At 36.4% G+C, this 4286-nt stretch carries 6 protein-coding genes; 2 read left to right on the forward strand and 4 right to left on the reverse strand.

What is annotated here, in order from left to right; all coding sequences use genetic code 11:
- Positions 1-166: 166 nt before the first annotated feature.
- From V7659_RS29310 to V7659_RS29320, 3 genes are all read right to left on the reverse strand, one after another.
- A complete protein-coding gene (locus tag V7659_RS29310; protein WP_335543564.1) occupies positions 167-352 on the reverse strand; it encodes a DUF3813 domain-containing protein in 186 nt (61 codons plus the stop codon).
- A 1-nt stretch (position 353) separates the two neighbouring features.
- Positions 354-506, reverse strand: a complete 153-nt coding sequence (locus tag V7659_RS29315; protein ID WP_166258563.1) for a hypothetical protein — start codon at positions 504-506, stop codon at positions 354-356.
- Between the two features lie 111 nt (positions 507-617).
- The gene (locus V7659_RS29320) at positions 618-1430 is read right to left on the reverse strand and encodes a Cof-type HAD-IIB family hydrolase (RefSeq protein ID WP_335543565.1); all 813 of its coding nucleotides are present in this window, start codon (positions 1428-1430) and stop codon (positions 618-620) included.
- A 283-nt stretch (positions 1431-1713) separates the two neighbouring features.
- Between V7659_RS29320 and V7659_RS29325 the strand changes: the two genes are divergently transcribed.
- Positions 1714-2022, forward strand: a complete 309-nt coding sequence (locus tag V7659_RS29325) for a metal-sulfur cluster assembly factor (RefSeq protein ID WP_335543566.1) — start codon at positions 1714-1716, stop codon at positions 2020-2022.
- Between the two features lie 163 nt (positions 2023-2185).
- On the forward strand, positions 2186-3316 hold the full coding sequence (locus V7659_RS29330; RefSeq protein WP_335543567.1) for a TIGR04053 family radical SAM/SPASM domain-containing protein: 1131 nt from the start codon (positions 2186-2188) through the stop codon (positions 3314-3316).
- 89 nt (positions 3317-3405) lie between these two features.
- Here V7659_RS29330 and V7659_RS29335 read toward each other — a convergent pair whose 3' ends face one another.
- Positions 3406-4104: a Crp/Fnr family transcriptional regulator gene (locus tag V7659_RS29335; protein ID WP_335543568.1), complete on the reverse strand. Its 699-nt coding sequence runs from the start codon at positions 4102-4104 to the stop codon at positions 3406-3408.
- Between the last annotated feature and the right edge of the window lie 182 nt (positions 4105-4286).

A 4286-nucleotide genomic window follows, 5' to 3' on the forward strand; every position in this document is an offset into this window, starting at 1 on the left:
CAAGAAAAGCGGAAGCGCAATGGCGCTTCCGCTTTTCTTGTTGTCTAGCTACAGCGCCTAGGGGCTCGCGGTCATAAGCCAATCAGTCATGAAGGTTAAAAAGCAACCTTCAGGCCTGCTCGTCTTATGCCTGTCGCCCCTGTGCAAGGCGCTTCCGCTTTTCGGGTTAAGACAGTTGATCAAGCTCTTGTTGCATTTGTTGGAGCTGTGCTTGCTCTGCTACAGTGGAATTTGCATAAGCAGAACTTAATGCATTTTTCGCTTTCGCCACAGCAGAATCAAGTTCAGCAGGGTTGGCCGATTTCGCCATTTCAACAAATCTTCGTGCTTCTTGGAACAATTGGTTTCCCATTTTATATTCCTCCAAGCGAGGATTCTTGCACATTGGCCATCTTCTGAGCTTCCGCTTCAGCATAGGTCATGTGGTAGGGGATACGTTCCGCATGTTTACTGACCGTATCCACTCCTTGCTGGACAAAGCGTTTTGATTTGTTTCGTTTACCCATTCGAATCCCTCCAATATGCTCAAGGCTCATTTTGAAACAGCATTGCTGCCTCAGAATATAGTATGTACAAAAATGAGGACGTTCATTTAGGTAAACACTGGCGAAAGGATGTTAAAATTTTATATTTAACAAATTTGCCAAATATTGTCCCACTCCATCATCTTCGTTACTTAAAGTAACGTCATTTGCAATGTTTTTTACTTTATCAATGGCATTTCCCATGGCAATCCCATGACCAGCATATTCAAGCATTTCTAGATCGTTGTCTTCGTCGCCAAAAGCAATTACTCTTTCCGCAGGGATACTATAATAATCAGAAGCCTTTTTCAATCCAACAGCCTTATTTAAGCCGGACTTAATAATTTCAACCACATGCCATGGTGCTGCCCAACTGCGATGATCAATTACTTCCGCATGAACTGCAGATAAATGATCGCGTATTAAATTTAATTGATCTTCCTCTGTATGAACTAACAAACTTGTAGGTGAATCCTTTAAATAATCGGCTAAATCTCCTGTCGTGATGTTAGGGTTTCCAAAATTAAAAATGTCTAAAAGCTTTTCATCATGATAGTGGAAGTAGACATCATCGATTACTTCCGCGATTATATTATGAAAATGAAAGCTTCTACACGCTTCAACTATTTCGTGCGCAACCTTGATATCAAGTGGTTCGTGATAACCCCAGCCGGGCTTTCCGGGATAATGCATAAACGCACCATTGAAATTGACAATTGGTGTGTCTAAATTCAATTCACGATAATACATTTCACAGGAACGAAAAGGCCTGCCCGTTGCAATCATGACGATATGTCCTAATTCTCTTGCCTTTTTAATAATTTCTTTTGTTTTTAAAGATATGGTTTTATCATCTTTCAATAAAGTTCCATCTAAATCTAATGCAATTAAGTGTCTATTTGCCATAAGAACTCCTTCTAATAATAATTTCATCACGAATAATGATTTGTCGCTTTAGGAAAAAAATTATATTCGTGATACACTCTAATATAAATATAGCTGTTTCCTGTAACTTTTATTATTTCTATATTCACTATGTTAACAATTTTATAACGAAACTGTAAAAAAATTCACACCAATAGGTATAAAAAAACTATATACTTTTTTTTGTGAAGTCTCAATTTTAAGGAAAACAAAGTTATTTGCTATAATAAATTTAGGACAAAGACATTTGAGGAGTGGAATAAAAATGAATGAAGAGTTAAAAGAAAATATATTAGGCGCGTTAGAGTTAGTTATTGACCCTGAACTTGGAGTGGACATCGTAAATTTAGGGTTAGTATATGATACGGAAATGGATGATGAAGGGAATGTAACCATTACGATGACATTAACATCAATGGGCTGCCCGCTTGCTGGTACGATTGTGGACCAAGTTAAACGAGCATTGGCTGATATTCCAGAAGTCAAAGAGGTCGAAGTAAATATTGTTTTCAATCCTCCTTGGAATAAAGATATGATGTCACGCTATGCGAAAATCGCCTTAGGAATTCGCTAAAAACAGCAGAACTTTTCTGCTGTTTTTTTTATTCTTCACTTTTCTGACATATATATTGGCCAGGAATGTGAGATAGTTCACTTTTTCCGAACATAAACACCTTTATAATACAGGTTAATAAGGCTATTTGATTTAAAAGCCAGTATTAGGAGGCATATTCAATATGAATTTTAGCCGAGATTTTAATAAAGACCCATTTATCGTTATTTGGGAACTCACTAGAGCTTGCCAATTAAAGTGCCTGCACTGCCGTGCGGATGCCCAGTATAGAAGAGATCCACGTGAACTTTCGTTTGAAGAAGGAAAAAATTTAATTGATCAAATATATGAAATGAACAATCCAATGCTTGTTTTTACAGGCGGGGACCCGTTGATGAGAGAAGATGTTTTTGAAATTGCAAAATATGCAGTTGAAAAAGGTGTACGGGTATCAATGACGCCAAGTGCGACACCGAATGTAACCAAAGAAGCTATTGAAAAGGCGAAAGAAGTAGGTCTAGCACGTTGGGCATTTAGTATTGATGGTCCTAAAGCCGAGATTCATGATCATTTTAGAGGAACGGCAGGTTCCTTCGACCTTACCATGGAGAAAATAAAATATTTGCATGAGGTTGGATTACCTATTCAAATAAATACGGTAATTTCCCGTTACAATATTGACTATCTTGATGAAATGGCAAAAATGGTAGAGGATTTAGGCTGCGTGTTATGGAGTGTCTTTTTCCTAGTTCCAACAGGAAGAGGTCAAGAATCGGATATGATTTCTCCTATTCAACATGAAAAAGTTTTCAGATGGTTATATGATTTAAGTAAGCGGGTTTCTTTTGATATCAAAACGACAGAAGCAATGCACTACCGTCGGGTTGTGATTCAACAAAAAATGCGTGAAGCGAAAGAAACAACCGATGAAATCGAATATTTAAGTGCATTAACAGAAAAAGGATTAACGGGCTCCATTGACGGATTGGGACGAGCTCCAAAAGGTGTTAATGATGGAAATGGATTTGTTTTTATCTCCCATATTGGGGATGTATATCCAAGTGGACTACTTCCAGTTAAAGCGGGTAATATTCGTGAAACCCCATTAGCAGAAATTTACCGTGAATCACCAATATTTAAATCATTAAGGAACCCTGACCTCTTTAAAGGAAAATGCGGTGTTTGTGAATTCCGTCATGTTTGCGGAGGATCAAGGTCAAGAGCCTATGCGATGACTGGAGATTATCTGGAAAGCGAGCCATTCTGTGTTTATATCCCAAAAGCATTAAGAGAAAAGCAAGTACAGGAAAATTAGAAAAACAGTACAAGGCTGCCCCATTTTTGTGAGACAGCCTTGTCAGAAATGTTACTTAAGGAAAATAAAAAATAGGATGGTTCTCCATCCTATTCAATATTGCAATAGACTGCAGAACAATTTTCACAATCTATTTCATTTTTTAAGTATTGTAAATCCAAAATGGATATTTTCCCTTTTTTAACAGAAATGATTTTATCTTTTTTTAATTCGCTTAAAATTCGGTTGGTACTTTCACGAGATGTACCGCAGAAATTAGCCAGTTCTTGGTTTGTAAGCGGAAGGTCAATGAGGATTCCGTTATCTTTTTTAATACCATAACTATTTGACATACGGATAAGAGTTGAAAATAATGCCCCGCGTTTCCCATTTAGGACAAGATCGCGAAACTTTGTTTGCGTTTTACGGAAATGATCACTCATCCATTTCATGAATTCAAAGGCAAGTTTACTATTTTGAAAAATTTCGCTTTCAATTACATCTTTTTTTATTGCAACAACTTCTCCTTCTTCAAGAACCATTGCACTTAATAAATACCTAGGATTATCCGTAAAAAGGGTTAATTCTCCGCAAATATCATTTTCCCCACAAATTCTTAACGAAAGTTCACGACCATCTGATGTGATTTTACTAATTTGAACTTTTCCAGAAATGATAATGTAAAGTTCTTCGGCAACCATTCCTTCTTGAAATAAAAAGCTTCCTCTTTCACTTTTAAATTTCCGATCTGCAAATCTAAGTAATTCTTTTATTTCAATGGAATGAGTTGGTTTCATTGGTATTGTCATCGGATTCACCTCTACGCATCATTTTAATAACCATTTATTTTATAATCTTCATGATTTGTTTGTTAGTAATATTTTATCTTATTTGAAGTCATAAAATAGAAGTAAACAATGACAATATAGTGAAAACTTATACGGACCTAAAAGTATTTCTTGATTGGCAAACTTCTGCTAAGATAAGACAT

This window comes from Neobacillus drentensis, from assembly GCF_036966985.1.
Taxonomy (GTDB): Bacteria; Bacillota; Bacilli; order Bacillales; family Cytobacillaceae; genus Neobacillus; species Neobacillus drentensis_E.

Coding starts and splice junctions, on each gene's coding strand:
- V7659_RS29310 (WP_335543564.1), bottom strand. CDS start 352: ATGGGAAACCAATTGTTCCAAGAAGCACGAAGATTTGTTGAAATGGCG.
- V7659_RS29320 (WP_335543565.1), bottom strand. CDS start 1,430: ATGGCAAATAGACACTTAATTGCATTAGATTTAGATGGAACTTTATTG.
- V7659_RS29335 (WP_335543568.1), bottom strand. CDS start 4,104: ATGACAATACCAATGAAACCAACTCATTCCATTGAAATAAAAGAATTA.
- V7659_RS29315 (WP_166258563.1), bottom strand. CDS start 506: ATGGGTAAACGAAACAAATCAAAACGCTTTGTCCAGCAAGGAGTGGAT.
- V7659_RS29330 (WP_335543567.1), top strand. CDS start 2,186: ATGAATTTTAGCCGAGATTTTAATAAAGACCCATTTATCGTTATTTGG.
- V7659_RS29325 (WP_335543566.1), top strand. CDS start 1,714: ATGAATGAAGAGTTAAAAGAAAATATATTAGGCGCGTTAGAGTTAGTT.